Source organism: Streptomyces sp. NPDC018019 (genome assembly GCF_044327805.1).
In the GTDB taxonomy this organism is placed as follows: domain Bacteria; phylum Actinomycetota; class Actinomycetes; order Streptomycetales; family Streptomycetaceae; genus Streptomyces.
This window is the reverse complement of sequence record NZ_JBIRGD010000010.1, coordinates 228,897-252,381: the sequence shown is the minus strand read 5'-3', so window position 1 is coordinate 252,381 and position 23,485 is coordinate 228,897. Positions and strand designations below refer to the sequence as shown.

Annotated in this window: 27 protein-coding genes; 5 read left to right on the top strand and 22 right to left on the bottom strand. The window is 71.1% G+C overall.

Going from position 1 to position 23,485, the window contains the following annotated elements; translation table 11 throughout:
- Nucleotides 1-12: 12 nt before the first annotated feature.
- From ACH4FX_RS19305 to ACH4FX_RS19295, 3 genes are all read right to left on the bottom strand, one after another.
- Nucleotides 13-714 (bottom strand): transglycosylase SLT domain-containing protein, encoded by a 702-nt coding sequence (locus tag ACH4FX_RS19305; protein WP_398480425.1) that lies wholly within the window; start codon nucleotides 712-714, stop codon nucleotides 13-15.
- Between the two features lie 404 nt (nucleotides 715-1,118).
- Entirely contained in the window at nucleotides 1,119-2,441 is a 1,323-nt protein-coding gene (locus ACH4FX_RS19300) for a PhoH family protein (protein WP_398480423.1), read from the bottom strand.
- Between the two features lie 371 nt (nucleotides 2,442-2,812).
- Complete coding sequence (locus tag ACH4FX_RS19295) at nucleotides 2,813-3,610, bottom strand: isoprenyl transferase (RefSeq protein ID WP_398480421.1); 798 nt, start codon at nucleotides 3,608-3,610, stop codon at nucleotides 2,813-2,815.
- A 495-nt stretch (nucleotides 3,611-4,105) separates the two neighbouring features.
- On the opposite strand from ACH4FX_RS19295, the gene ACH4FX_RS19290 reads away from it, so the two are divergent.
- Nucleotides 4,106-4,249, top strand: a complete 144-nt coding sequence (locus ACH4FX_RS19290; protein ID WP_398480420.1) for a hypothetical protein — start codon at nucleotides 4,106-4,108, stop codon at nucleotides 4,247-4,249.
- Between the two features lie 424 nt (nucleotides 4,250-4,673).
- On the opposite strand, the gene ACH4FX_RS19285 is transcribed toward ACH4FX_RS19290, so the two are convergent.
- A complete protein-coding gene (locus ACH4FX_RS19285) occupies nucleotides 4,674-5,429 on the bottom strand; it encodes a prepilin peptidase (RefSeq protein WP_398480418.1) in 756 nt (251 codons plus the stop codon).
- 32 nt (nucleotides 5,430-5,461) lie between these two features.
- On the opposite strand from ACH4FX_RS19285, the gene ACH4FX_RS19280 reads away from it, so the two are divergent.
- Entirely contained in the window at nucleotides 5,462-5,887 is a 426-nt protein-coding gene (locus ACH4FX_RS19280; RefSeq protein ID WP_398480416.1) for a DUF192 domain-containing protein, read from the top strand.
- Here ACH4FX_RS19280 and ACH4FX_RS19275 read toward each other — a convergent pair.
- From ACH4FX_RS19275 to ACH4FX_RS19265, 3 genes are all read right to left on the bottom strand, one after another.
- A complete protein-coding gene (locus ACH4FX_RS19275) occupies nucleotides 5,874-6,020 on the bottom strand; it encodes a DUF397 domain-containing protein (RefSeq protein ID WP_398480414.1) in 147 nt (48 codons plus the stop codon). The genes ACH4FX_RS19280 and ACH4FX_RS19275 overlap by 14 nt on opposite strands.
- Nucleotides 6,021-6,158: 138 nt before the next feature.
- Nucleotides 6,159-6,665, bottom strand: coding sequence for a DUF5753 domain-containing protein (locus ACH4FX_RS19270; protein ID WP_398480413.1), 507 nt, complete (start codon nucleotides 6,663-6,665; stop codon nucleotides 6,159-6,161).
- Nucleotides 6,666-7,055: 390 nt separating this feature from the next.
- The gene (locus tag ACH4FX_RS19265) at nucleotides 7,056-7,649 is read right to left on the bottom strand and encodes a TetR/AcrR family transcriptional regulator (protein ID WP_398480411.1); all 594 of its coding nucleotides are present in this window, start codon (nucleotides 7,647-7,649) and stop codon (nucleotides 7,056-7,058) included.
- A 314-nt stretch (nucleotides 7,650-7,963) separates the two neighbouring features.
- On the opposite strand from ACH4FX_RS19265, the gene ACH4FX_RS19260 reads away from it, so the two are divergent.
- Entirely contained in the window at nucleotides 7,964-8,908 is a 945-nt protein-coding gene (locus ACH4FX_RS19260; protein WP_398480409.1) for an SDR family NAD(P)-dependent oxidoreductase, read from the top strand.
- Nucleotides 8,909-9,136: 228 nt separating this feature from the next.
- Here ACH4FX_RS19260 and ACH4FX_RS19255 read toward each other — a convergent pair whose 3' ends face one another.
- Complete coding sequence (locus ACH4FX_RS19255) at nucleotides 9,137-9,724, bottom strand: TetR/AcrR family transcriptional regulator (RefSeq protein WP_398480407.1); 588 nt, start codon at nucleotides 9,722-9,724, stop codon at nucleotides 9,137-9,139.
- A gap of 82 nt (nucleotides 9,725-9,806) precedes the next feature.
- Between ACH4FX_RS19255 and ACH4FX_RS19250 the strand changes: the two genes are divergently transcribed.
- Nucleotides 9,807-10,610, top strand: coding sequence for an SDR family NAD(P)-dependent oxidoreductase (locus ACH4FX_RS19250; protein ID WP_398480405.1), 804 nt, complete (start codon nucleotides 9,807-9,809; stop codon nucleotides 10,608-10,610).
- Between the two features lie 137 nt (nucleotides 10,611-10,747).
- On the opposite strand, the gene ACH4FX_RS19245 is transcribed toward ACH4FX_RS19250, so the two are convergent.
- From ACH4FX_RS19245 to ACH4FX_RS19225, 5 genes are all read right to left on the bottom strand, one after another.
- Complete coding sequence (locus ACH4FX_RS19245) at nucleotides 10,748-11,008, bottom strand: helix-turn-helix domain-containing protein (protein ID WP_398480403.1); 261 nt, start codon at nucleotides 11,006-11,008, stop codon at nucleotides 10,748-10,750.
- Between the two features lie 93 nt (nucleotides 11,009-11,101).
- Nucleotides 11,102-12,340, bottom strand: coding sequence for a Cmx/CmrA family chloramphenicol efflux MFS transporter (locus ACH4FX_RS19240; RefSeq protein ID WP_398480518.1), 1,239 nt, complete (start codon nucleotides 12,338-12,340; stop codon nucleotides 11,102-11,104).
- Between the two features lie 173 nt (nucleotides 12,341-12,513).
- Nucleotides 12,514-13,089 (bottom strand): TetR/AcrR family transcriptional regulator, encoded by a 576-nt coding sequence (locus ACH4FX_RS19235; RefSeq protein WP_398480401.1) that lies wholly within the window; start codon nucleotides 13,087-13,089, stop codon nucleotides 12,514-12,516.
- An 88-nt stretch (nucleotides 13,090-13,177) separates the two neighbouring features.
- Nucleotides 13,178-14,257 carry a HoxN/HupN/NixA family nickel/cobalt transporter gene (locus tag ACH4FX_RS19230; protein ID WP_398480517.1) on the bottom strand — a complete coding sequence of 360 codons (1,080 nt, stop codon included), beginning with the start codon at nucleotides 14,255-14,257 and terminating at the stop codon, nucleotides 13,178-13,180.
- 298 nt (nucleotides 14,258-14,555) lie between these two features.
- Nucleotides 14,556-15,545 (bottom strand): GlxA family transcriptional regulator, encoded by a 990-nt coding sequence (locus ACH4FX_RS19225; RefSeq protein WP_398480399.1) that lies wholly within the window; start codon nucleotides 15,543-15,545, stop codon nucleotides 14,556-14,558.
- 131 nt (nucleotides 15,546-15,676) lie between these two features.
- Here ACH4FX_RS19225 and ACH4FX_RS19220 point away from each other — a divergent pair, with 131 nt between their 5' ends.
- A complete protein-coding gene (locus tag ACH4FX_RS19220; protein WP_398480397.1) occupies nucleotides 15,677-16,615 on the top strand; it encodes an alpha/beta hydrolase in 939 nt (312 codons plus the stop codon).
- Nucleotides 16,616-16,665: 50 nt separating this feature from the next.
- Here the strand turns inward: ACH4FX_RS19220 and ACH4FX_RS19215 are convergent, their stop codons facing one another.
- The 9 genes from ACH4FX_RS19215 to ACH4FX_RS19175 form a co-directional block, all read right to left on the bottom strand.
- Complete coding sequence (locus tag ACH4FX_RS19215) at nucleotides 16,666-17,304, bottom strand: OmpA family protein (protein WP_398480395.1); 639 nt, start codon at nucleotides 17,302-17,304, stop codon at nucleotides 16,666-16,668.
- Nucleotides 17,305-17,307: 3 nt separating this feature from the next.
- Nucleotides 17,308-17,880: a hypothetical protein gene (locus ACH4FX_RS19210; RefSeq protein WP_398480394.1), complete on the bottom strand. Its 573-nt coding sequence runs from the start codon at nucleotides 17,878-17,880 to the stop codon at nucleotides 17,308-17,310.
- Between the two features lie 32 nt (nucleotides 17,881-17,912).
- Nucleotides 17,913-18,629: a pilus assembly protein TadG-related protein gene (locus ACH4FX_RS19205; protein ID WP_398480392.1), complete on the bottom strand. Its 717-nt coding sequence runs from the start codon at nucleotides 18,627-18,629 to the stop codon at nucleotides 17,913-17,915.
- 8 nt (nucleotides 18,630-18,637) lie between these two features.
- On the bottom strand, nucleotides 18,638-18,868 hold the full coding sequence (locus ACH4FX_RS19200; RefSeq protein ID WP_398480524.1) for a hypothetical protein: 231 nt from the start codon (nucleotides 18,866-18,868) through the stop codon (nucleotides 18,638-18,640).
- Nucleotides 18,869-19,372: 504 nt separating this feature from the next.
- The gene (locus tag ACH4FX_RS19195; protein ID WP_398480391.1) at nucleotides 19,373-20,275 is read right to left on the bottom strand and encodes a DUF5936 domain-containing protein; all 903 of its coding nucleotides are present in this window, start codon (nucleotides 20,273-20,275) and stop codon (nucleotides 19,373-19,375) included.
- Nucleotides 20,276-20,313: 38 nt separating this feature from the next.
- Nucleotides 20,314-21,258, bottom strand: a complete 945-nt coding sequence (locus tag ACH4FX_RS19190; protein ID WP_398480389.1) for a type II secretion system F family protein — start codon at nucleotides 21,256-21,258, stop codon at nucleotides 20,314-20,316.
- A gap of 54 nt (nucleotides 21,259-21,312) precedes the next feature.
- Nucleotides 21,313-22,650: a CpaF family protein gene (locus tag ACH4FX_RS19185; protein WP_398480387.1), complete on the bottom strand. Its 1,338-nt coding sequence runs from the start codon at nucleotides 22,648-22,650 to the stop codon at nucleotides 21,313-21,315.
- Nucleotides 22,647-23,105: a TadE family protein gene (locus ACH4FX_RS19180; protein WP_398480386.1), complete on the bottom strand. Its 459-nt coding sequence runs from the start codon at nucleotides 23,103-23,105 to the stop codon at nucleotides 22,647-22,649. The genes ACH4FX_RS19185 and ACH4FX_RS19180 overlap by 4 nt, the downstream gene beginning before the upstream one ends.
- A complete protein-coding gene (locus ACH4FX_RS19175; protein ID WP_398480384.1) occupies nucleotides 23,102-23,485 on the bottom strand; it encodes a TadE/TadG family type IV pilus assembly protein in 384 nt (127 codons plus the stop codon). Before ACH4FX_RS19175 ends, ACH4FX_RS19180 begins: the two co-directional genes overlap by 4 nt.

The following is a 23,485-nucleotide window of genomic DNA, read 5'->3' as shown; positions in this document are numbered from 1 at the left end:
CGCCGACTCGTCTCAGTACCAGTGGTTGTTCTGCCAGAAGGACCAGGCGCCGCACGGGCTGTTGTAGCGGCTGTTCATGTAGTTCAGCCCCCACTTGATCTGGGTGGCCGGGTTGGTCCGCCAGTCGGCACCGGCCGAGGCCATCTTGGTGCCGGGCAGCGCCTGGACGAGGCCGTAGGCGCCGGAGGAGGCGTTGGTGGCGCGGTAGTTCCAGCCGGACTCGTGGTCCACGATGTTGCTGAAGCACTGGAACTGGTCGGCCGGCAGCATCTGCCGGGCGATGGCCTGCGTCTCGGCGATCGTGTAGGACGCCTTGGCGGTGAAGGTGGACGCGTCGCGCGCGGCGGAGCGGGAGGCTTCCTTCTCCTTCTCGCGCTCCTTGGCGTCCTGCTCGGCCTTCGCCTTCTTCTCGGCGGCGTCCTTCTTGTCCTGCGCGTCCTGGGCGGCGGCCTTGCGGGCGGCCTCCTGCGCGGACTTCAGCGCCGCGGCGTCCGCCTGCGTGGACGCCTCGTCCGCCTGCTGCGTCAGGGACGCGGTCTGCACCTGGGCCTGCCGGCCCGCGGGTATGTCAGCGATCGTGGCGTCGGCCGCGGCGGCCTCGGTGTGGGCGACCGAGCCCTGCTCCTGGCCTGACGCGACGCCGACAACGGCGCCGACGGTGGTGACCGCGGTGGCGGAGGCCACGGCGAATCCCCGGACCGAAATCCGGCTCACACGCTTTCCTTCCAGCATCGTCCGCATAGGTGACCTCGCGGACGCAATCGTGCCCCTGGCGCTGGCCTCCCCTTGTTCCGCCCCCGGTTGAGCGGAGAGGGCGGCTGGTCACGGGAGGCACTGGCCCGGTACGTCCCCCTCGGGGTCCGCGTGGTGCTCGGGCGGCATACGGCGGCGCTATGGAGTTCTCCGGGTTCCGCACCGCTGGGGGTGCGGGTGTGCCGTATGCGGGGCCTGACAGGAACCAGACTCTGCCCGAACCGGACGCGCCGAATCAATTCTCCGTTGCGTGTGAAAGCTCACACCCCGTTTGCCGTAGGTGATTTGCGGAAATGCCCGCGCAGCACGGCGCCGCCCGGCTAAGCTCCTGCGCCCTGCCGGACGGCGCCACATGCCACACCGGGTCAGATCCGGCCGTCCTCCAGCATTTCGGTCACCAGCGCCGCGATCGGCGACCGCTCCGAGCGGGTGAGCGTCACATGCGCGAACAGCGGGTGGCCCTTGAGCTTCTCGACGACCGCGACCACGCCGTCGTACCGGCCGACCCGCAGGTTGTCGCGCTGTGCCACGTCATGGGTGAGGACCACGCGCGAGTTGGCGCCGATCCTGGACAGCACGGTCAGCAGCACGTTGCGCTCCAGCGACTGGGCCTCGTCGACGATGACGAAGGCGTCGTGCAGCGACCGGCCCCGGATGTGGGTGAGCGGCAGCACCTCCAACATGCCGCGGCTCACCACCTCTTCGATGACGTCCGTGGTGGTCACCGCGGACAGCGTGTCGAAGACGGCCTGGGCCCACGGGCTCATCTTCTCCGCCTCGGTGCCCGGCAGGTAGCCCAGTTCCTGCCCGCCGACCGCGTACAGCGGCCGGAAGACCATCACCTTGCGGTGCTGCCGCCGTTCGAGCACCGCCTCCAGGCCCGCGCACAGCGCCAGCGCCGACTTGCCCGTACCGGCCCGGCCGCCCATCGAGACGATGCCGACCTCCTGGTCGAGCAGCAGGTCGAGGGCGATCCGCTGCTCGGCGCTGCGCCCGTGGATGCCGAACGCCTCCCGGTCGCCGCGCACCAGCCGCACGCTGCCGTCGGCCGTCACCCGGCCGAGCGCCTTGCCCCGCTCGGACTGGAGGACGAGCCCGGTGTGCACGGGCAGTCCGGCGGCCTCGGGCAGGTAGGCGCTCTCCGTGGCGAAGAGGCCGTCGATCTGCTCGGCGGTGGCGCTCAGCTCCGTCATGCCCGTCCAGCCGGAGTCCGTGATGGCCAGCTCGGCGCGGTACTCCTCCGCCAGCAGGCCCACCGCGGACGCCTTGATGCGCAGCGGCAGGTCCTTGGAGACGACCGTGACGTCGTAGCCCTCGGCCTGGAGGTTGCGGGCCACCGCGAGGATCCGCGAGTCGTTGTCGCCCAGCCGGAAGCCGGCCGGCAGCACCGCCGGGTCGGCGTGGTTCAGCTCGACCCGGAGGGTCCCGCCCAGGTCCCCGATCGGGATCGGGGCGTCCAGCCGCCCGTACCGCACCCGGTACTCGTCGAGCAGGCGCAGGGCCTGCCGGGCGAAGTAGCCGAGTTCCGGATGATGCCTCTTCTCCTCCAGTTCGGTGACCACGACGACCGGCAGCACGACCTCGTGCTCGTCGAAGCGGGACATGGAGCCTGGATCCGCCAGCAGCACGCTGGTGTCGAGGACATAGGTGCGCCGGCCGTTCTCACGGCGCTGCTTGCTGTTCACCACGGGTGGACGTACCCCCTCGGATGAGGTCGGGGTGCGACGGCGTCGCGGGAGTGGGGTCGCCGCGCCGTCGGGCGGCGGGCGACGGGACCGGGCTCGGGCCCTCGTGCGCGGGCCGAACGCCGGCCCTCCGCGTCGTCCGTGCGGTCCGCACGGTCGTCCGTGATGTGCAAAGGGCCTCCCGGGCGGACGGCCCCGTGCCGTCCGCGGAGATACGGCATCCGATGACTGGTACTGCCGGATACCGACCTGGAAGGGATATTCCCGCGAACGTGCGCACCCATGCAATGGCATATGACGCACGGCCGGTGAACGCTTGGTTACGGGTTCGGCGCGGGTGGTGTCCCGCGCCGGGAGGGGGCGGTCCGGGCGGCCTAGAAGCCGTAACGCCGGTGGCGGGCGGCGTAGTCGCGCAGGGCGCGCAGGAAGTCCACCTTGCGGAAGGCCGGCCAGAAGACCTCGCAGAAGTAGTACTCCGAGTGGGCGCTCTGCCAGAGCATGAAGCCGGACAGCCGCTGCTCGCCGCTGGTGCGGATCACCAGGTCCGGGTCCGGCTGGCCGCGGGTGTAGAGGTGTTCGGAGATGAGGTCGATGTCGACGATGTCGGCCAGTTCCTCGAAGGTGGTGCCGCGCTCGGCGTGGTCCAGGAGCAGCGAGCGCACCGCGTCCGCGATCTCCTGCCGGCCGCCGTAGCCGACGGCGACGTTCACCAGGATGCCGGTGTGGTCCGCGGTGGCCTGCTCGGCCTCCTTGAGCACCTTCTGCGTGCCGTCGGGCAGCAGGTCGCGGTTGCCGACGTGGTGGACCCGCCAGCGGCCGTCGGCGGCCAGGCCGCGCACCGTGTTCTCGATGATGCCCAGCAGCGGGTTCAGTTCCTTCGCGGGCCGGTCGAGGTTGTCCGTGGACAGCAGCCACAGCGTGACGACCTCGACATCGGTCTCCTCGCACCAGCCCAGCAGCTCGGTGATCTTTTCGGCGCCGGCCTGGTGCCCCTGCTCGGGACTCCGGCCGTCGGCCCGCGCCCAGCGGCGGTTGCCGTCGAGGATGACGCCGATGTGCTTGGGGACCTGGGCATGGTCGAGGCGGCCTTCGACCCGGCGGGCGTAGAGCCTGTAGACGAGGTTGCGCAACGCGGGCGGGTACGGGATGCGCACCCCGGAAGATCGCAGCATGTGTGGTCAAGCCCCTCCGTGCAAATGGCGGTCGCCCCCGTCGCCTCAAGTCGGCAACTTTACGTCGCGGACGTCCCGGCGACCCAATCAGGTGTGTCACAACTCGGTGATAAGGAGACGACCATGTCCGGCGCCCCTGTCCGCATTGCCGCGAAAACGCACGACCGACTCCATGGAGTACCGCCGTAGCGGGCACACCGGTCGCAAACTCCCCGCCGCCTCCCTGGGCCTGTGGCACAACTCCGGTGCCGACCGCCTCTCGCGCCCCTGGGGGCGATCCCGCGGCGCGCGGCCTTCGGCCTGGCGAACAAGTACGGCCCGCCGCCCGGTTCGGCCGAGCCGGACTTCGGAAAGGTCTTTGCGCAGGACTTCCGGCCCTGCCGCGACGAGATCGCGCTCTCCGCGAAGATCGGAAATTTCCTGCGCTCCGGGCCCTACAGCAAATGGGGACCGGGTAAATAACCGCTCTCGTCGCCGGATGTGCCACTGCGGCTGATGGGCGTCGATTACGGCGACATCTTCTCTTCGCACCGTTTCGCCCCGGACACTCCGCCGGAGGAGGCGATGGGCGTACGGCCGCCGGGCCACCCGACCACGTACTCGGTGAGCGACGGCGGACCGAGGAAGGCGCCCTCCTGAAGACCCCGGAGGCGGAAGGCACAGGCTCCTCTCCCTCAGCGCCCTCGCCCAGGGCCTGCTGACGGGCGAGCACCTGGACGGGATTGCCGCGACGGGCGCCTCGAAGACCACGGACGAGGAAGCGGCCGTGATCGAGGAGTTCGAGAAGTCGACCGACGGCGTGAACATCTGGGCGAAGCGCGGCTGATTCTGTTCGGTCCGTGGCGGCTTCGCGAAACGTTCCCTACCTTCCGTAGAGACGTTCGCACGTTCCGTGTACGAATCCCGCTCTGGCGTGATCATGGCGAGATCCGTACCCGGACACAAAAAAGCGGGCCGGTCCGTGGGGGGGATACGGACCGGCCCGAGGGGGGGTTTCCACCATAACCCCGCCGAGGGGGTGCTCCGTGCAACTTCGGGTGGAACGGCGCGGCCGGTTTTTGGATCAAGGCGCCGCGGCGGCCCCCAGAAGCACGCCGAGAAACGCCCCGATGATCATGAAAGGGCCGTACGGGATGGCCTGTTTGAGCCCATCATTACGGCGTTCCGCGCTTCCGGCGCGCCTCAGCAGGAGCCCGCAGCCGTAGAGCGCGCCGAGCAGCACCCCCGCGAACGCGCCAGTGATCAGAATTGCCCAGCCGTACCACCCAAGAGTGACGCCCAACCCGATCGCCAACTTGACGTCCCCGAACCCCATTCCCTCCGGATTGACCAGATAAAGGATGAAATAGAACGCCGCGAGGGCCGGTCCACCGAGCAGTGCCCCGCCCCACGATCCGGCGGCCTCGGTACCCAGCCCGGCGCCGCCCAGCAGGAGCGCCGTGCCGCCCGCCAGCGGCAGGGTCAGCACGTCGGGCAGCCGCCCCACCCGCCGGTCGACCACAGCGAGCAGCACGGCCACCGGGGCGGCCGCCAGCCAGACCACCAGCTCCGGCCGGGCCCCGGTGGCGGCGGCGAGCGCGCCGCAGGCCAGCGCGGTGACCAGGGCGGTCGTCGCCGCCCCCGGCCCGTACGCCCCACAGGTCCGGCAGCGCCCCGGCCCTATCCACCCCCGCCACGACCCGGCGACCGGATGCCCGCCCGGACAGGAGTCGCGCCGGCGCTCCCCCGGCCCGACAGCCAGCCGGTACGCGGGCCGCCGCACCAGCAGCCCGGCCACGGCCCCGTAGGCAGCGGCGAAAACCATCAACATCACAGCCACACGGCCGACCCTAGGCTGATAAAACGCTCTCCATGGCCCGCTGGCAGAACGGATCAGGAACGCTCCGCTTCGCACCGCCCGACGGCGGAGAAACGACGCCCGTGGAAGCCGGACGTACGGCCGAATCGGTCACCGGGCCACCCGGCGGCCCGGTGGCGATCCCCCTGGAGATCGCCGCGTCCTACCGTGCGCGCGCCCGCGGCCTGCTGGGCCGGGACGGCATCGACGGCGCCCTGCTGCTCACCCCGGCGAGCGGTGTGCACACCTTCCGCATGCGCTTCCCGCTCGACGTCGCCTACCTCACCCGGGACCTCACCGTGCTGGCCGTACGCACCATGCGGCCGGGGCGGCTCGGCCTCCCCCGCCTCCGCGCCCGGCACATCCTGGAAGCGGAAGCCGGCGCCATGGCCCACTGGGGCCTGCGCCCCGGCACCCGCGTCACGGTCAGCACTCCGTGACCAACCGCCCGCTCCACCGCTCGGCACTACGGCCATCACGCAGAAGCACGGACTTGTCCGCAGCCTCCGTAAGTTCGATGCAGTTGCTGGCATTGCCACTGTAAGAAGACTTCTGCCAGGTGGGTATGGACACGGTCAGGGCCTGCCCCTTCAAAGGTTGTCGATGATTCCGCGAATGAAGTCCCGTGAAGCGGTCCCTACCAGCGCCATGACTTCGGAGCTCCGCATGAACGTGCGGTGCTTCTCCAATTGAGAATCCGCGTATACGCACTCAGGTCCATGTTCGGGAGTCCAGTTGTAGGGTGTCCAGCTGCGGCACCGGCCCGGAGGCACAGAGAACGGTCTGTCCGGCCCCGGGAAAGATCCCGGCCGGGTACGGGATCACGAGCACGGTGATATGCGGTTGCTCGCTCAACTCGGCGATGTGCCCGAGCTGTTGCCTGGTGACTCGCCGACCACCGAATTGCATGCGCGGTGCCGTCTCATGGATGATCGCCTTGAAGGGCGTCGGATCATCTCCGTAAATGATCTGCTGGCGTTCGATCCGGTGTGAGACGCGATACTCGACCTCTGGAGGAGGCAGTGCGGGAATGGACTGCCGGAAGATGACCCGGGCGTATTCGACGGTCTGCATCAGTCCGGGCAGATGGGCCATCTGCGCAGTGCTGATCGCAGTGGCATGGTGCCCAAGCTCGGCAAGGTCGAACAAGGCTGACGACGACACGTCCCGCCAACCGTCCCACCATTGAGCCTCCGCCACCTTGAAACCACGGGCCAAAGGGCTGGTGTGACCGGCTCTCGGGGTGCTCGTGCTGGTCGCCGGCGGCAGTCTGCGCAGTAGGTCGTCTGCCGGAGCTGGACGGTTCGCTGATTCCTGCTCGCTGGGGTCAGGCGGCCTTCTGCCATCCGAGGCATGGATCCCGAGCTGCTGAATCGGATTACCGGGCGGCGTGCGGAGCTTGGAGACCGTTCAGCCCCTGGCGTGAACCGGTTCGAGGGGACCGTCCGTGGTCGGCTCACCGGGTCATCGGCAAAGGGCCGGTGTACCCGGTGTCGGGAGACTCGCATTCATGGAACGCGCCGAGTGGATGCACGGCATGTCCCGGCGGTGTCGTCCACTCCCGGACGATTGTCATCCGCCCCTGGGAGCTTCGGCACGCCGCCGGTGTCAGCCGGTTTGCAGGCCGTCGAGAAGAACGGTCAGCACCGAGTGGTGACCGTGTGCAGGGTCAGGTTCGAGGCCCAGCACGCATCCCTGTACCGCTGGGGCGCCGGTCAGCCGCAGCACTTCCTGCCAGGCGAGATCCCGGCGAAGACGTCCCTGGTCCTGAGCGCGTTCGATGACCCTCCGGGTGAGGTCGAGGAGCTCGTGGCGCTGCTGGGCGACAGCGAGCCCGCCGTGCTGGTCCAGGGAGCCGGACAGTCCCGCGTTCTGAGCGGTGCGCAGGGCCAGGCCGGTGAACAGCAACGAGAAGCCCTCCCAGGCGTCATCGCAGTCCAGAGCCTGGTGTGCGGTGCCGATCAGTTCGGCGAGGATGTCGCTCAGCACCGCCGCCATGAGCTGGTCGCGTTCGGGATAGCGCCGGTAGACGGTGCCCACACCGACGCCTGCCTCCCGGGCGATCTCGTGGTAGCTCACGTCCAGCCCGGTAGAGGCGACGGCACGACGCGCGGCCGCGAGAACCCGCGCGGCATTGCGCTGGGCGTCGGCGCGCACGGGCATCGCCGCCCCCTGGGCCGTCGCAGACCGCTCCGTGTTCATCACCTCATCCTATCCATAAGTGGACAGCTTCTGTCCGCCTCCTCTACCCTCATGGAAACGGACAAGATCGGTCCGTTTGTCTGGCTCGTGCGAGAGGTGCGAAGCGTGGGGTCCCGTGTGCGGCTGATCACCGGCGCGTCCGGCGGGTTGGGCCAGGCCCTGGTCAGTGAGGTTCTGAGTTCAGGTGAGCGAGTGATCGCGGTGACGCGCGACGACGAGCCGCTGCCGCCGCCAATGTCCTGCGCGCCGCTCTGCGCGCGGCAAAAGGGGGCCGTGCACTACAGATCAGCTCGCCGGGCATCCGGACGACGATCGTGGAGCCCGGAGCAGCCCGCACCGGCTTCCTCGCCAACTGGGCGAGCCGGCTGCCCGGCAGCGCCGCCCTCCCCGACTACCTCCCCAACGCCCGCAGCGGCCAACTAGAAGAGCTGCGCCGATCGCGACGCCGAGCGCTTCCACCGACCACACAAAGGCAATCCGACATGCCCGAGCACCGCACCACCGGCCGTTTCGCCGTCGTCACCGGCGGCAGCGAGGGCCTGGGCCTGGCCATCGCCGACGCCCTCGCCCACGACGGAGCGGACCTGATTCTCGTCGCCCGCAACCGCGCCAAGCTCAAGACCGCCGCCAAGGAACTCGGCCGGCACGGCACCGTCGCGCACACCGTCCCCGCGGACCTCTCCGCGCCCGATGCCCCCGCCCGGATCGCCGCGCACGTCGGAAACCTGACCGACCGGGTCGACACCCTCGTCAACAACGTCGGCACCGCACACTTCGCCTCCCTTGCCGACACCACGGTCGACGAGATGAACACCATGTGGCACCTCAACGTCCAGGTGCCGCTGCTGCTGAGCCGGCAACTCCTGCCCGCCCTCGTGAACGCTCGGGGAAGCATCATCAACATCAGCAGCTACTGGGCCCGCAAAATGGTCGCCGGCCGTCCTTCGGCCGCCTACTCCGCCACCCGCGGAGCGCTCAACTCCATGACCCGGGCGCTGGCCAGTGAACTCGGCCCCCAAGGAGTCCGTGTCAACGCCATCGCTCCCGGCGCCGTCCGCACTCCCCAGTACGAACGCTCCTATCTCGCCCCCATGACCGCAGAGGAACGCACCGCACACGACGAGCGGATCGAGCACTCCTACCCCCTGGGACGCCTCGGCACCGCCGATGACGTCGCCACCGCGGCCGCCTACCTGGCCTCGGCCCAGTGGACCACCGGCACCATCCTCGCCGTCGACGGCGGGCTCACCATCCGCTGACTTCTGCCAGGTTCCTGAGCCTGCGTCGATCTGGAGGCTGGTCTTTCATGTTGAGTGGTCAGTTGTTGTTCGGGGTCAGGCGATCCCCAAGGCGGCCTGGAACGCGTTCAGTGGAAGCTCCCAGCGCATGGCCCGCCACTTGGCCCTTGCCACCTGCTTTAGACAGCTGCGGTCGACCGCGCGCGGTGACGTCGGGAGCTGCCCGAAGGTGTGCCGGGGATACGTGCCTCAGCCGTGGCCCCGCACCGCAGCGAGGCACTGGTCGTAGAGATCTGCCAGGTCGATCCGTCCCTCATGTCCGGCCCAGAGTTCGGTTGCCGTGTCGATACAGGCGAAGACCGTCGCGACGATCGCCTTGGCCTGCGTGTCGGGAGCCGGACGGCCGGAGCCGTTGCCCAGCCGCGCCCGGATGACGGGGACGAGTTCGGCCTGCCAGCGCAGTCGCTTCTCGATGTAGCGGGCATGCAGCGAGGGCGTGTCGAAGATGAGGCGGGACAGCTCCAGCGCACGCTCAGGGGGGTGATTGGCGGTCAGGATGGCCTCGAATCCGGCGCGCAGGGCATCCCAGGCGGACATCTCGGCCGGCTGCTGCTCGACGGTCCGTTTCAGCAGCTCGCCCAGCGCCTCCTGGTCGCCGCAGACCAGGTCCTCCTTGGTACCGAAGTAGCGGAAAAGGGAGCGCTGCGAGATCCCCGCCTCCCGCGCGATCTGCGCGATCGTCGTCTGCTCGTAGCCCTGCTCGGCGAACAGGCGTACCGCCGTGTCCAGGATCGCCTGGACGGCGACCTGCCGCGAACGCTCCCACAAGGTCGTCATAGACGTCAGGATACGCCTCTGGACAGCGACCGACTACTTGGCATTAACTGCCAAGAAGGCAGCGACTGAAAGAAGGATGAGCATGCCGGCCGTCGACTACCACGGACACACCACCCTCATCACCGGGGCCAGCGCGGGCCTCGGCGCCGAGTTCGCCCGCCAGCTCGCCGCCCGCGGCTCCGGCCTGGTGCTGGTCGCCCGCCGCAGGGAGCGCCTGGAGAAGCTGGCCACCGAGCTGCGCGAACAGCATCGGATCCAGGTGCACGTGGTGGAGATGGACCTGGCCACGGACCACCCCGGGCAGGCGCTGGCCGCGCAGCTGGACCGGCTCGGCCTGCACGTCACGAGCCTGATCAACAACGCCGGGTTCGCCACCTTCGGCCCCTTCCACCAGGCGGACCCGGACCGGCTGCACCGGGAGATCGCGGTCGTTGTGACCGCGGTCGCCGACATCAGCCGTGCCTTCATCGGCCAACTGCGTACCGCGGGCCGCGGGGTACTGGTCAACGTGGCGAGCATGGCCGCCTACCAGCCCAACCCGCGCATGGCGCTCTACGGGGCGACCAAGGCGTTCGTGCTCAGCCTCACCGAAGCGCTCTGGGAGGAGTCACGCGGCACCGGCCTGCGGGTACTGGCCCTGTCCCCCGGCGCGACCCGGACCGAGTTCTTCGACGTCGTGGGCACCCCACAGGCCGCCGGAGGGACCAGGCTCGCCTCACCCGCCGACGTCGTCCGCACCGCGCTGGCCGCCCTGGACCGCAGGAACCCGCCACCCAGCGTCATCGCAGGCCGCATGAACCGGGTGATGGCCTTCCTCGCCCGACGCCTGGCCACCCGGCGCCAGGTCATCCGGGCCATCGGCCGGCTCACCGCTAAGGGGGCATGACGATGGGCGGAAAGTCCGTAGTAACTCCCGAACTCATGCCGGCCATGGCCGTCCCTGCGGCGTTGCCGTTCCGAGGGCAACCCGCGCCGGTCGGACGAGGCTCACCTGCCGCTGTAAGCAAACCCGCTCCGAGTACCTCATTGACGACCACGGCCTACCGTCAAATCAGCAAGTGCGGCAATGGACGCCTCGTCCACGCAGCCGTATTCGTGCGCGGACATGCGCACCCGCTCGGCACTCACTCCGAAGCGCCCGGACTCGATACTGCTGAGCCGCGCCGCGTTCACGCTGAGCAGTTGCCCCGCCTCACGCGCGGTCACCCCTGCGCGCTCACGCAACTTCCGCAACTCCCCACCGAGTCGTCGCCGACGCCCGTTTGGTGAACTCCTTGGCGGCAAGGTCCACCCCCTGGGAGGTACGCGCTCGAACCGGACCGCCTCGGTGCCGACGGCAAGACCGTGTGGTGTGAGCTGTGCCGATGAGGCGGCCGGTCAGTCGACCGCTGCCAGCGCGTCCGGCCTGTCCCCGGCGGTGGGGGAGCCCGACGTGACCGGCGTCCGGGCCGTCACCGTACGGCTCTTCGCGTGGCGCTGGAGTGTTGCCGCCCACAGCGCCGCGGCCAACGCGGCGGCGCCGACCGCCGCGCCCACCCAGGCCACCGACGTGAAGCCGTACCCCGCGTCGATCGTCAGGCCGCCCAGCATCGGGGTGAGCGTGATGCCGACGTTGAAGGCGGACGTGTTGACCGCGGGGGCCAGTGTCGGTGCGTCCGGGGCGATGGCGAACACCCGGGACTGCACGACCGGGTTGGTGACGTAGCCGGTCAGGCCGAGGACGAAGACGAGTGCGATGGTCACGGCCAGGTGCGCGGCCGTCAGGGCGAGCAGCGCGGAGGCGGCGGTCAGGCCGCCGACGCCGAGGAAGAGGGTGCGCAGGGGGTGGCGGTCGGCGGTGCGTCCGCCGAGGGTCATCCCGAGGAGCCCGCCGACTCCGTACAGCGCGAGTACGGCCGGCACCAGGCCCGCCGGCAGTCCGCTCACCTCGGTCAGCACCGGCGTGAGATAGCTGAAGGTGACGATGGCGGCGCCGAAGCTCAGCGTGGTGACGAGGTAGGAGACCCACAGGGCGGGCCGGGCCAGGGCCGTGAGCTCGCGGCGCGGGGAGGCGGGTGCTTCCTGGCCCGTACGGCCGGCGGGCAGGACGGCGAGCAGGGCGAGCAGGCTGACGACGGTCAGGGCGACCACGGCCCAGAACGCCGCGCGCCAGCCCACGTGCTGGCTCAGCACCGTGCCGGCCGGTACGCCCACGATCGTCGCGAGCGTGAGTCCGGTGCCGACGATGGACAGCGCCTTGCCCTTGGCGTCGGGGGCCACCAGGCCCACCGCCGTCGCGGCGGCCACCGCCCAGAACCCCGCGTACGCGAACGCGCTGACGACCCGCGTCGCGAACAGCACCCCGTACCCCGGAGCCAGCGCCCCGACGACGTGCCCGGCCACGAAGACGAGCTGGAAGGCGATCAGCGCGGTCCGGCGCGGCAGGCGCAGGGTGCCGACGGCGAGTACGGGCGCGCCCACGACCATGCCGATGGCGAACGCGGACACCAGGAGCCCGGCGTCGGGGATGGAAACGCCCAGGTCCGTGGCGACGTTGGGCAGCAGCCCCGCGAGCATGAACTCGGAGGTTCCCTGGGCGAAGATCCCCAGCCCGAGGAGATGGACGGCTATGGGCATGGTTCTCACGTACTCCCGTTCTTGTACGGCGGGGCGTCCGGCATGGGCGTGGGACGCAGGTACCCGCGTTATGTATCGTTCAGTTCAAAACTAGGACGAAAAGAAAGGCGGCCCGGTGGCCGGACCGCCGCCGCGGCGGGGCACACTCCGCCCCGCCCATCGCGCTCCACCTCTCAGAGCGCCGCCATGAATCCCTCCATGACCCCCTCCAGCGCCGCGCGATCGGCACCGCAGCGGGCCGAGACGCGCAGGCCGCCGACGGCCGCGATGACCAGGTGGGCGAGAGCGCGCGCGTCCTTGTCCGCGTCGATGTCACCGTCCCGCTGGCCGGACGCGATGGCGGCGCGGATTGCCTCCAGCCGCAGCCGGTAGTCCCGCGCCAGCTCGCCCGCGACCTCCTCGTCGCGGGCCGCCACCTCGACGGCGGTGTTCACCACCAGGCAGCCGCGCCGTTCGCCCGCGCACTCCTCGTCCACGACCCGCTGAAGATGCGTACGGATCTTCTCCCGCACCGGCAGGTCGCTTTCCAGCAGCGCGAACAGCTCGCCGTTCCGCTCCGCCATGAAGCGGTCCAGCGCCCGCTCGAACAGGTCGTGCTTGCTCTTGAACGTGTTGTAGATGCTGCTCCGCCCGAGGCCGGTCGCCTCGCACAGGTCCTGCGTGGACGTGGCTTCGTAGCCGGCGGCCCAGAACGCGTTCATCGCGGCGTCGACCGCCCGCTCCTCGTCGAACTTCCTGGGACGGGCCATGGCGCTGACGCTACACGTATTGAATCGATCAGTCCAATACTTGGTCCGGTCATCGGTTCCGTACTCGATCCCGCACTCGGTCCGGTGATCAGTCGGCGGGCCGGTCGGAGGCGGGTGCCCGCAGCCCCGCCGTCCACTTCTCCTCCACCCGGGCGAGTTTCCAGACGGCTCCGGCGACCGCCCAGGTGGCGAAGAAGAGGCCGACGATCACGAAGCCGATGGTGTTGAGGTCGAGGCCGGACACCCATTCCCAGAAGGGGCCGTGCAGGGAGAGCTTGTCGGCGAGCAGGCCCAGGAGTTCGACGGTGCCGATGATGAGGGCGACGGCGACGGACAGGCCGGTGATGGTGAGGTTGTAATAGACCTTGCGGACGGGCTTGGAGAAGGCCCAGCCGTACGCGAAATTCATGAACGTGCCGTCGATGGTGTCCAGCAGGCTCATGCCGGCCGCGAAGAGGACGGGCAGGCAGAGGATCGCGTACCAGGGCAGGCCCGAGGCGGCGCCGGAGCCGGCCAGGACCAGCAGGGCGATTTCGGTGGCGGTGTCGAAGCCGAGGCCGAAGAGCAGGCCGAGCGGGTACATCTGCCAGGGCTTGGTGATGGACTTCATCAGGCGGCCGAGGAGACGGTTCAGCAGGCCGCGGTTGCCGAGCTGTTCCTCCAGGGCGGCCTCGTCGTAGTGGCCGGTGCGCATCCGTCGGAAGACCTGCCAGATGCCGGCGAGGACGACGAGGTTGACGGCGGCGATGACGTAGAGGAAGACACCGGAGACGGTGGTTCCGATGAGTCCCGTGATGTTGTGCAGTTGTGAATCGTCGTCGCGTACGGGATCGGCCAGCGTCCTGATGCCGAGGGAGAGGAGGAAGGCCAGGCTGAAGACGACGCTGGAGTGGCCGAGGGAGAACCAGAAGCCCACGGAGAGCGGGCGCCGGCCCTCGCCCATCAGCTTGCGGGTGGTGTTGTCGATGGCGGCGATGTGGTCGGCGTCGAAGGCGTGCCGCATGCCGAGGGTGTACGCGGTGACGCCGATGCCGACGCCGAAGGACTTCGTCCCGAGGCTGTAGTGCTCGGGCGCGACGATCGCCACCAGCGTGAACCAGCCGATGACGTGCAGCGCGAGGATGAACGCCGCCATGCCGCCGAGCCGGGTCCACTCCTCGCGCGTCATCGGCGTCCGCAGCCTGCGCAGCCCCCGCCGTCGCCGTCCGTCCGGTCCGCCGTCCGTTGCGGGCGGCGCGGAAGGGGCGGCGGGGCTGATGCTCATGGTGCGGGTGGTTCCTCACGGGCTGGCGTCATGGAACCGTGCCAGCGTCGCGCCAGCCGTGTGCACCTGCAACAAAGATGCAGTAAAGGGGAGGTATACCCCGCCCCGGGCCCATTCGTACGGCCACCGCCCGACGGCCCATCAGCGGCTGCTGTACGAGCGGCGAGGGAGTGCCGTGCGCACGCGTCGGGACGCCCCGGCCCTACGGCGCTTGGGCGGCGGGGGAAGAGCGGAACGCCCTGCGGTAGGCGGAGGGGGTGGTGTCCAGGGCGTCCCGCATGTGCTGCCGCAGGTTGGTCCCGCTGCCCAGACCGGTCCTGGCCGCGATGTCGTCCACGGGCAGCTCCGTCGACTCCAGCAGGTGGCGCGCGTGCTCCAGACGCGCCGAGGTGAGCCACGCGGCGGGGGAGAGCCCGGTCTCCTGCCGGAACCGCCGGGTGAACGTCCGTACGCTCATGTGGCAGTGCGCCGCGAGGTCCTTGAGGGACAGCCGCCGGTCCAGGTGCTCCGTCATCAGCGCCCGCGCCCCGGCCGTCGAGGTCCCCGCGTCCTCCCGGACCGGGCGCTCGACGTACTGCGCCTGCCCGCCGTCCCGCAGGGGCGCGACCACGTTGTACCGGGCCACGCGGTTCGCCACGGAGCTGCCGTGGTCCTCCCGGACCAGGTGCAGGCACAGGTCGATGGCCGCCGCGCCGCCGGCCGAGGTCAGGATGCCGCGATCGGCGACGTACAGCGGGTTGGTGTCGAGGTCGACCGTGGGGAAGAGCCGCCTGAACTGCTGCGCGTAGCGCCAGTGGGTCGCGGCCCGGCCGCCCTCCAGCAGGCCCGCGGCCGCGAGGACGAACGAGCCGGTGCACAGGGACACCAGCCGGGCGCGGTGCCGGGCCGCGCGCAACGCCTCGGCGACACGTGGGTCCACCACGCCGTCCTCGACCACCTCCGGGCAGCGGGTCCCCGCGATGATCACCGTGTCGGCGTGCTCCAGCAGGGACAGGCCGCCCTGGGGCGTGACGCCGTACCCGTTCACCGTCGGCACCGGGGAGCCGTCCGGGGTGAGGGTGCGCACCTCGTAGGCCGCGTGCCCCGCGCGGGTTTCGACCCCGGCCAGCATCTGGGCCGGGATGCTGAGGTCGAAGGCCACCACCGGTGCGAGGGCGAGAACGGCCACGTGGTGAGGTGTCGCTACGGTCATGGCCCAATAGTTGCAGATAGTGGCCCCCGGGCCACTTCAATGCCGCTCTCGACCAGCAGAGACTGAGGTCGTTCCGCACACCAGCGCCGGGCGGCAACTCCCGGCCCGCTCCCGGAAGGTGGCCGTCAGCCATGTCCGTCCCCGCTGTCGATCCCGAGATCCAGACCCTGCTCGACACCGCCGACACCGGCGTCTTCCCCGTCTACGGCCTGGACGCGGTCCTCGCCGACCCCCAGCGCTACGCACTCCTGCGCGAGCACCCCGAAACCCCCGTCGACGACCAGGTCAAGGTGCGGGACCTGTACATACCCGGTCCCGGAGGACAACTGCGGCTGCGCGTCTACCGGCCCGACACCTCCGAAGACCTGCCGATGATCCTCTACGTGCACGGCGGCGCCTACACCTACGGGTCCCCCGAGGCCGAAGAGGGACGTTCCCTGCGCTACGCCCGCGACGCCCGGGCCGTCGTCGTCTCCGTCGACTACCGCCTCGCCCCCGAACACCCCTTCCCGGCCGCGGCCGACGACGCCTACGCCGCCCTGCTCTGGATCGCCGCCAACGCTGCCGGACTCGGCGGCGACCCCGCACGCATCGCGGTGGCCGGCGGCAGTGCCGGCGGGAACATCGCCGCCTCCACCGTGCTGCGGGCCCGCGACCGGTCAGGCCCGCACGTGCTCTTCCAGTCCCTGACCTACCCGGGCCTGGACGGCAGCCTGTCCACCGCCTCGGCGCGGGAGTTCACCGACACCCCGGTCCTCAACCGGGGCGCGCTGGAACTGGCCGTGCGGTACTACGCGAAGGACCGCCACACCGACCCGTACGCCTCCCCGATCCGCGCCGCCGACCTCGGCGGACTGCCGCCCGCCTACATCGCCGTGGCGGAGATCGACCCGCTCCGCGACGAGGGCCGCGACTACGCCGCACGCCTGTCCGCCGCCGGCGTCACCACCGAACTCGTGCAGGTCCCCGGCGCCGTCCACGGCTTCGACCTGCTCTTCCCCCAGGCCCGCGTCAGCGAACGCAACCTCGCCGACCAGGTACGCGCCCTGCGCGAGGCCCTCCACTCCTGACGGGCCCGGACACGCGACGGCCCCTCAGCGCGCGGGCCCCGGCGCCCTCCTCAACGCCGCCCGGCCGCCTCCGTACGAGGGAAGCTCACCTCCACCCGGCGGTTCTTCTTCCGGCCGTCCTCCGTGGCATTGTCCGCGATCGGGTACTGCTCGCCGTAGCCCCGGATCTGGAACGTGACGGCCGGGCCGAGCTGCTCGGCCAGTTCGCGCTGGACGGCGTTGGCGCGGTCCTTGGACAGCGTCAGGCCGTGGGCGGCCGTCCCCAGGTTGTCGGTGAAGCCGAAGACGCGCAGGCTGGCGGCGTGCTGCTGCTTGATCTCGGTGGCGATGGCGGCGATGCGGGACAGCGCGTCGGGGGTCAGCTCGGCACTGTCCTTGCCGAAGAGGACCTCGGCCTGGAGGGCGAAGGTCACATTGGCGTTGGTGTCCTGCCGCCGCTCGGCCCCGTCATCGGTCTCGACAATGGACTTGATGTTGAGCACCTTGGCGGGCGCGAGGATCGCTCCCTGGACCATGCGCAGGTCCGGGTCGCGCGGATCGATCGCCACCGGCGCGGTGGTGTCCTCGGCGACGCCGGGCGGGTCCGCGGCGTGGGCGGCGGGCGGGCCGAGGGTGACGGCCAGCAGGAGGGCGGCGGCGGTGACGGCGGCCCGCGCCGTACGGGTCCCGGTCCCGGACGTGGCGGTCATCGGTCAGTCCGAGATCGTGATGGTGGCGGGCGGCATGGTCGGCAGCTGGAAGTCGACCTCGGTCACTTTCGCGGGCGGCGCCGGGAACTGGGCGAATACGGGCCGGCTCGCCCCGGGTTTGAGGCCGCTCAGCCCGGTCGTGCACAGGCACTCGCCCTCGGTGTCGCGCAGGACCAGGTAGCGCTTCTTGCCGGCCTTGTCGACCAGGGTGGCGCCGGAGACGGAGGAGCGCGAGCGCATGCCGGTCTCGTTGGAGCGCCAGTTGATCGCGTTGAAGATCTTGGTGCCCTTGTTGGTGACCGTACCGCTGACCGTGACGAAGCCCCCGGAGTCGCGGATCGCGGAGTGCAGGGTGACGACCACCCCGTCCGGGCCCTTCACCTCGCCGATGACCTGCCTGGCGTCGGCGGCCGGGGTGCCGCGTCCGTGGGTCGGGGCGGTGGCCCGCGTGGGCGGTCCGCCGCCCGCCGTACCGCCGCCGTCGTCCCCGCCGCAGCCGCTCACGACGAGAGCGAGCCCGGCGGCGATCGCCGCGGCGGCCACTCTCCTGGCCTTCGAAGGGCGCCCGGTACTCATGGATGCGATTCCTTCTGCTCGTCGTCGGCTGGTCATTCGGCAAGGCGTACGGAGAACAGGTCGGACGCTTCCGGCAGTTGGCGGGCCGGGTCGGCGGGGTCGATCGTCCACTTCCGGCCGTCCTCGCAGACGAGGTCGAGGGGAGCGGTGCCGGCGGGCGGGTCCCCGGCGGGTGGCTCGCCGCCCTCGCCCCGGCCGGTCCCGTCCTGGCCGCCGTTCTGCCCCGTACCGGGGCCCGGCGTCCGCTCCGGCCCCGCGGCGCAGCGCGGCTCCACCACCGCCCTGGCCCGCGCCGATGCGTGCTTGCTCTCGGTCCCCGGAACGACCGAACGGCCCACCGTCCCACGGGTGCCGGCCACGACGGCGAACGACGTGGGGTACGAGCCGGGGGTACACGTCGCGTCGGCGTCATTGCGTCCCGCGAACCACCGGGCGTTCGTACACGCCTCGTCGCCGGGGACGCCCCGCCCGTCCAAATAGTCCTGCCACGGCGCGCCCGTACGGACCGCGTCCAGGAGCTTGGCGCTCAGCTGGTCCCGGTACTTCTGCCCCGCCGCGAGGGCCGCCGCGTCCGCCGCGGTCTGCGCGGAGTTGCGGGTCGCGGCGGCCTGCCCGACCGCGAAGAACGCGAAGGCCAGGAAGAGCAGGCCCGCCACGGCCACGAGGTAGACGGGAAACGCCTGTCCGGCATCCCTGACCCGCCGCGCGGCCCGCGCCTGCCCCCCGTCCCGTGCCCGGCGGTGGGGCACCGCCCGTGTCAGATGCCCACGACCTCGGAAATCTTGTTCGAAATGGCCGTGGCGATCTGACTGCCGAAGTCCGTGGTCGACAGCACCAGCACGATCGCCACGACCACCGCGATGATGCCCAGGTACTCGATCGAGGTCTGCCCCCGGTCGTTTCCCAACAACCGCTTCGCCATCGTGTTCCCCTCCATGGGCGGCCGGGCCGCTCCGGTCCGGATGGTCTGCCCCCGTGGTGTCGCCACGCGAGCAGGCGCCGTACGGCCGTGCCCCGTTCACAAGGGCCCCGCCCGGCCGGGCGACGGGCGCCCGCGCGCCGAACGTGAGCACGCTGCGCACCCACGCGCTCGCGACACGAGAAACGTACGCCGGAACACCGGTCCCGGAACAGGGCACACGGCCCCATTCCTTTCCCCCGGGCGCGGGCCGAAGCCCCGGCGGGCGCCTCCGGCCGTCCGGAGCGCCCGGCATGTACGGTTTCCCCGCCGAGCCCGGTTCTTCCGATGTGCCCGTTCCGTCCGGCGGCATCCGCCCCACCCCCGCCCCGTCCTCCTCGACAGCGCCGTCCGCGGCCGCCCCGGTGTGCCCGGCGGTGCGGCCGGGGCCGGGGAACACATGGATGCCGACTGTGCCACATACCGTTGCGTACGCGAAGGCCGTTCGCCCAAGAGGGGCCGTTTCGAGACGCGGACGGGGCGTACGGGCGTACCGCGGCGCCGAGTTGACGTACTGCTGTACGGCATGGCGGCTCACTTCCCCAGAAGCGAGCCGAAGTTGGTGCCGGAGCCCAGGAAGAACCCGGCGACCAGCAGGATCATCGTGCCGGGCACCATGAACGTGGTGACCACCACGGTCGCCTTGGGCACCGCGCGGGCGGCGCGGCGGCGGGCGTTCTGCGCGTCCGTGCGGCGCATGTCGTCGGCGATCTGGATGAGGGTGTCGACGATCGGGGAGCCCAGCTCCTCGCCCTGCTGGAGCGCGGTGACGAACTGGGCCACCTGGTCGGAGTCGTTGCGTCTGCGCAGTTCCTCGAACGCCTCGCGGCGGCTGACGCCCATGTCCATCTGCCGCAGGGTGATCCGCAGCTCGTCGGCCCAGGGGCCTTCGTACTTGTCGGCCACCCGGTCCAGGGCCTGCCGGAAGCCCAGTCCGGCGCTCACCACGACGGCCAGGACGTCGAGGAAGTCGGGCAGTGTGCGTTCGATGGTGTCCTTGCGCTGGCGAATGGCGGCCCAGATGCCGACCTCGTTCCAGAAGAGGCCGAAGGCGACCAGGAGGAGGGCGAGCAGGAGCTGGGAGCGCAGCAGCATGACGAACGCGCCGCCGAAGCCGAGGAAGCCGTAGACCGCGCGGCGGGCGGCGTAGCGGTCCACGGTGAGGCCGCCCGGGTTGCCCGCCAGATCGATGCGTCTGCGGACCTTGGCCACCCGCTTCTCCCCCATCAGGCGTAGCACGAGGGGTGCGCAGCGCATGCCCATCCGGTCCACCGCCGAGCCGACGACGGTGGTGCGGGAGGAGCCGACCTCCAGGGCGACGGCGATGTCCGGGGGCAGTCTGGCCTCACGGCGGTAGAGGGCGATGCCGCAACAGATGCCCGCCACGGAGAGGGCGAGCACGAGGGCGAGGAGGAGGCCGGTCGGTCCGATTCCCATGGGCGGTGCCTTCTGACAGGGGGCTACGAGAGGGGCGGTCACACGTCGATCTTGGAGATGCGGCGGATCACGAAGAAGCCGACGGCGTACAGGACGAAGGCCACGACCACCGCGGCCTGGCCCAGGAAGGTGGCCGTCATCCGGTTGATGGCCCCCGGCGCGATGCGGTCCATCAGCAGCAGGGTGCCCAGGCCCAGGAACGGCACGACGTACGCCGTGACGACGACCTGGGACAGCTGGGTGCGCACCTCGCGCCGGGTCTCTTTGCGCTCCTCCAGGGTCTTGGTGAGGTTGCGCAGCGAGCCGACGACCGTGCCGCCCGCGCGGTTGGACAGCACAAGGGTGGTGACGAGGACGACGAGCTCGCGCGAGGGCAGGCGCGCGGCCAGTTCGTCGAGGGCCGCGTCGAGGGAGTGCCCGACGGCCAGCTTGTCGGAGACCTTGGCCAGCTCCTCACCGGCCGGTGCCTCCAGTTCCTCCGCCGCCATGCCCAGGGCGGTGCGCAGGGCCAGCCCGGCCTGGGTGGCGTTGGCGAGGATGCGGGACAGCTCGGGCAGCTGGTTGATGAACCGCTCGATACGTTTCTGCCGCTGCCAGTTGAGGAAGGCGTACGCGGACCAGACGGCCGCCAGCGCCGCGATCGGACCAAAGAACGGCGCCAGGACCGCCTGCGCGACCAGCCACACCCCGGCGACCACGGCCAGCAGGCAGACGAAGAACTCGCCGGGGGAGACGTCCAGGCCGGTGGCGGCCAGCCGCAGTTCCAGGCCGCGGCCGAAGCGGGTGGCGCGCAGCCTGCGGTCCAGGCCGGAGAAGCGGCGGCCGCGGCCCGCCCGGGGCAGGCCGTGGTCGTCGGAGAGCCGGTCGGCCAGGGCCTGGTGGCGCTCGCGGCCGGTCGCGTACAGCCGCAGGCCCACCACGGCCAGCACCGCGCAGAGCAGGGCGGTGCCGAGGGTGAGCAGGGCGATGCTGTCCAGGGACATGGGCGTGGGTCCGTCCTCCTGCTGCGGGCTGGGGGCTGGGCGGTTCGGGGGCCGTTACGTGGCTTCGCGGGTGGCGAGCTGGTCGGCGGTGGCGGCGACGCCGAAGGCGGGGGGTACCGGTTCGTCGGCCAGGTAGAGGCGTTCGGCGACCCGGCGCGGCAGCGGGAAGTAGCGGAAGCGGCCCCGTACGGTGCGGTCGGCGCCGCTCGGCTCGGCGTCGAAGCGGCAGACGGTGGCGATGCGGTAGTCGGCGTGGCCGCGCGAGTCGAGGAGGGCGATCTCGCCGATGCGGCGGGAGCCGTCGGCGTGCCGGGCGATCTGGACGATGCAGTCCACGGCACTGTTGATCTGGTCGCGCAGCGCCTCGAAGGGGACCTTGACGTCCGACATGGAGGCGAGCGTCTGGAGGCGCATCAGGGCGTCCTCGGCACTGTTGGCGTGCACGGTGGCGAGCGAGCCGTCGTGGCCGGTGGACATGGCCTGGAGCATGTCCAGGGTCTCGCCGCCGCGGACCTCGCCGACGATGATCCGGTCGGGGCGCATGCGCAGCGAGTTGCGTACCAGGTCGCGGATGGTGATCCGGCCCTTGCCCTCCACGTTGGGCGGCCGGGACTCCAGGCGGATCACATGGGTCTGCTGGAGCTGGAGTTCGGCCGCGTCCTCGACGGTGATGATGCGCTCGCCCTCGGGGATCAGCCCGGACAGGGCGTTGAGCAGGGTGGTCTTGCCGGCGCCGGTGGGGCCGGAGACGACGACGTTGAACTTGGCCCGCACCAGCCCGGCCAGCAGCATCACCATCTGGTCGTCCAGCGTGCCCATGCCGATCAGCTCGGGCAGCGTGTAGGCGCGGGGGAAGCGGCGGATGGTCAGGGTGGCGCCGTTCAGGGCGAGCGGCGGAATGATGACGTTGACCCGCTCACCGGACGGCAGCCGCGCGTCGACCATCGGATTCGACTCGTCCACCCGGCGGTTGACGGTGGAGACGATGCGCTCGATCGTCTGCATGAGCTGTTCGTGGGAGGCGAAGCGGACGGGTACGAGCTCCACCCGGCCGTGCCGCTCCACGTACACCTGGTCGGGCCCGTTGACCATGATCTCGGTGACCGAGGCGTCTTCGAGGAGCGGTTCCAGGACACCGAGGCCGAGCGCCTCGTCCACCACCCGGCGGATGAGCTGGGCGCGCTCGGCGGTGGACAGCACCGGGCCCTCGCGGCTGATGATGTGGCCGAGGACGCGCTCCAGGCGGGTGCGGCGTTCGGCCGCGGCCAGCGCCGACATCTCGGCGAGGTCGATCTCTTCGAGCAGCTTGGCGCGGTAGACGGCGACGAGGTGGCCGTCCTCGCGGCCGGCCGGCGGGGTCTCCGGCGCGGCGATGCGGGCTCTGAGGCTCATGGCGTCGTCGGTCCTCCGGATTCGGCGGGCAGGGCCATGGTGGCGCTGCGGGTGGCGTGCCAGGGGCCGACGCCGGGGAGCAGGGAGGGGATCTCGACGGTCGCGGTCGCGCGGACCTCGCCGCCGCCCCCGGGCGCCGTGATCTCGGCCGTGGCGCCCACCCAGTCGCTCATGGCCGCCTTGCCCGCCGCCTCCGGGGTCGTCTTCCGGTCGGTCTCGTCCAGGCTGGCCGTACGGGCGGCGGCGCGCGCCCCCGTACCGGCCTGCTGGACGGCGTACGCGGCCAGGCCGAGCTGGACCACGGCGAGGGCGATGAGCAGCAGGACCGGCAGGAAGCCGAGGAATTCGAGGGAGACCTGGCCGCGGTCGTCGCGCCGACGGGCGGCCGTGCCCCGCCGGACGCGGACGGTTTGGGTCCCGTCCCCGCCGCCCCGGGCGCGTACCGTACGCCTCACGTCCCCTCCTCCGCCGCCCCCGCCGAGCCTGTGATCGTCCCCCACGGGAGGTCCGCGACGCCGGGGAAGAGCACCGGCACTTTGAGCCCGACCCGCGCCGTCCACAGGCCGCCCTGCGCGCCGCAGGTGACCTCGGCGCCGCCCTGCCAGGCGCCGGGCAGGTCCTTCTTGGCCGCCGCCGCGCAGGCGCCCGCGCCGCCGGTCTCGCTCGCGGTGCCCGCCCGCGCGCCCTTGTCCGCGGCGTTGGCGGCGAGCGCGTACGTGTAGCCGACGAGCACGAACTGCCAGACCAGGACGAGGACGAGCAGGATCAGCGGGGCGAGGCCGAGCAGTTCGACGGAGATCTGGCCGCGGTCGTCGTCCGGCCGGGTGCGGCGCAT

Bases quoted from the DNA above. Each gene is read 5' to 3' on its own strand.
- ACH4FX_RS19280 (WP_398480416.1), top strand. From the start codon at position 5,462: ATGGCCCGCTGGCAGAACGGATCAGGAACGCTCCGCTTCGCACCGCCC.
- ACH4FX_RS19190 (WP_398480389.1), bottom strand. From the start codon at position 21,258: ATGTCCCTGGACAGCATCGCCCTGCTCACCCTCGGCACCGCCCTGCTC.
- ACH4FX_RS19185 (WP_398480387.1), bottom strand. From the start codon at position 22,650: ATGAGCCTCAGAGCCCGCATCGCCGCGCCGGAGACCCCGCCGGCCGGC.
- ACH4FX_RS19235 (WP_398480401.1), bottom strand. From the start codon at position 13,089: ATGGCCCGTCCCAGGAAGTTCGACGAGGAGCGGGCGGTCGACGCCGCG.
- ACH4FX_RS19225 (WP_398480399.1), bottom strand. From the start codon at position 15,545: ATGACCGTAGCGACACCTCACCACGTGGCCGTTCTCGCCCTCGCACCG.
- ACH4FX_RS19250 (WP_398480405.1), top strand. From the start codon at position 9,807: ATGCCGGCCGTCGACTACCACGGACACACCACCCTCATCACCGGGGCC.
- ACH4FX_RS19195 (WP_398480391.1), bottom strand. From the start codon at position 20,275: ATGGGAATCGGACCGACCGGCCTCCTCCTCGCCCTCGTGCTCGCCCTC.
- ACH4FX_RS19265 (WP_398480411.1), bottom strand. From the start codon at position 7,649: ATGAACACGGAGCGGTCTGCGACGGCCCAGGGGGCGGCGATGCCCGTG.
- ACH4FX_RS19290 (WP_398480420.1), top strand. From the start codon at position 4,106: ATGGGCGTCGATTACGGCGACATCTTCTCTTCGCACCGTTTCGCCCCG.
- ACH4FX_RS19230 (WP_398480517.1), bottom strand. From the start codon at position 14,257: ATGACGCGCGAGGAGTGGACCCGGCTCGGCGGCATGGCGGCGTTCATC.
- ACH4FX_RS19220 (WP_398480397.1), top strand. From the start codon at position 15,677: ATGTCCGTCCCCGCTGTCGATCCCGAGATCCAGACCCTGCTCGACACC.
- ACH4FX_RS19210 (WP_398480394.1), bottom strand. From the start codon at position 17,880: ATGAGTACCGGGCGCCCTTCGAAGGCCAGGAGAGTGGCCGCCGCGGCG.
- ACH4FX_RS19215 (WP_398480395.1), bottom strand. From the start codon at position 17,304: ATGACCGCCACGTCCGGGACCGGGACCCGTACGGCGCGGGCCGCCGTC.
- ACH4FX_RS19295 (WP_398480421.1), bottom strand. From the start codon at position 3,610: ATGCTGCGATCTTCCGGGGTGCGCATCCCGTACCCGCCCGCGTTGCGC.
- ACH4FX_RS19240 (WP_398480518.1), bottom strand. From the start codon at position 12,340: ATGCCCATAGCCGTCCATCTCCTCGGGCTGGGGATCTTCGCCCAGGGA.
- ACH4FX_RS19255 (WP_398480407.1), bottom strand. From the start codon at position 9,724: ATGACGACCTTGTGGGAGCGTTCGCGGCAGGTCGCCGTCCAGGCGATC.
- ACH4FX_RS19175 (WP_398480384.1), bottom strand. From the start codon at position 23,485: ATGCGCCGCACCCGGCCGGACGACGACCGCGGCCAGATCTCCGTCGAA.